Origin of the sequence: Marinomonas communis (assembly GCF_004363305.1) — a bacterium.
GTDB lineage: Bacteria > Pseudomonadota > Gammaproteobacteria > Pseudomonadales > Marinomonadaceae > Marinomonas > Marinomonas communis.
Window position 1 is genome coordinate 341,682 of the sequence record NZ_SNZA01000005.1, and the last position, 1,788, is coordinate 343,469.

General features: G+C 52.2%; 1 protein-coding gene. It reads left to right on the forward strand.

The window, feature by feature from the left end:
• Positions 1-1,788, forward strand: a 1,788-nt coding sequence (locus C8D85_RS18095; RefSeq protein WP_162847600.1) for a tandem-95 repeat protein, incomplete at both ends; no start/stop codon positions are given.

The window sequence follows — 1,788 nt, forward strand, 5'->3', positions numbered from 1 at the left end:
TGACCTTGCGTCAGGTGAAAGCCGTGCAGTCACCTTCACCTATACGGCTACCGACAACAACGGTGCAGTCAGTGCTCCTAAAACCGTAACCATCACCATCACTGGTGCCAATGATGCGCCTGTTGTGGTAAATGATACGGCTAATGCGATTGAAGATGGTGGCGCTATTACAATCAATGTGTTGGCAAATGACAGTGATCTTGAAGGCGATTCGTTAAGCGTTGTTGGTGCCTCTGTTTCAGCTGATGCCGGTACTGTTTTGATTGTAGGGGAAACAATTGAATTTACCCCCAAAGCGGGTTTCAGTGGCCTTACAACGATAACCTATACAGTTAGTGACGGAACTGATAGCAGTGATGGTAATGTGACAGTCTTCGTTACTGAGCCTAATGACGCACCAGTCGCCAGCGATGATACGACTCAAACTACTGATGAAAACGCCATCCTGAATGGAAATGTGCCAGTGGCCACGGACGTAGATGGAACGGTTGAGAGCTACCAGGTAGTGACTTCTGTGTTGGAAGGCAGTTTAACGTTCAACACTAATGGTTCATACAGTTTTAATCCAGGTAGCGACTTTGATGATTTGGATGCAGGTGAGAGTCGAGTAGCGACCTTTACATACACTGCGACGGACAACTATGGTGCAGTTAGTGACCCCAAAACCGTGACCATCACAGTCACTGGTACCAATGATGCCCCCGTTGCCCGTGATGACGCGACGCAAAATACTGGGGAGAACACTGTTCTGAGTAGCAGTGTGCCAGTAGCCACTGATGTGGATGGCACGATTGCCAGCTACCAAATGGTCAGCACGGTAGCAGAGGGCAGTTTAACCTTTAACTCAGATGGCACTTACAGCTTCGATCCAGGCAGTGACTTCGATGACTTAGCCGCGGGCGCGACCCGTGCGGTGACCTTTACCTACACCGCTACGGACAATAATGGAGCAGTCAGCAACCCTCAAACCGTGACGATTACCGTGACAGGCACGGATGATGCGCCAGTAGCCAGCGATGATGCCCAAAGTACCGGCGAGAACACTGTTCTGAGCAGCAGTGTGCCAGTAGCCACTGATGTGGATGGTACGATTGCCAGCTACCAAATGGTGACCACGGTGGCAGAGGGTAGTTTAACCTTTAACCCAGATGGTACTTACAGCTTTGATCCAGGCAGTGACTTCGACGATTTAGCTGCGGGCGCGACCCGTGCGGTGACCTTTACCTACACCGCTACGGACAATAATGGAGCAGTCAGCAACCCTCAAACCGTGACGATTACCGTGACAGGCACGGATGATGCGCCAGTAGCCAGCGATGATGCCCAAAGTACCGGCGAGAACACTGTTCTGAGCAGCAGTGTGCCAGTGGCCACCGACGTGGATGGTACGATTGCCAGCTACCAAATGGTCAGCACGGTGTCAGAGGGCAGTTTAACCTTTAACCCAGATGGTACTTACAGCTTTGATCCAGGCAGTGACTTCGACGATTTAGCTGCGGGCGCGACCCGTACGGTAACCTTTACTTACACCGCCACGGACAACAACGGTGCTGTGAGTGAGCCGAGTACCGTGACGATTACCGTGACAGGCACAGATGATGCGCCTGTAGCCAGCGATGATGCCCAAAGCACCGGCGAGAACGCTGTTCTGAGCAGCAGTGTGCCAGTGGCCACCGATGTGGATGGCGCGATTGCCAGCTACCAAATGGTCAGCACGGTGTCAGAGGGCAGTTTAACCTTTAACCCGGATGGTACTTACAGCTTTGATCCAGGCAGTGACTTCGACGA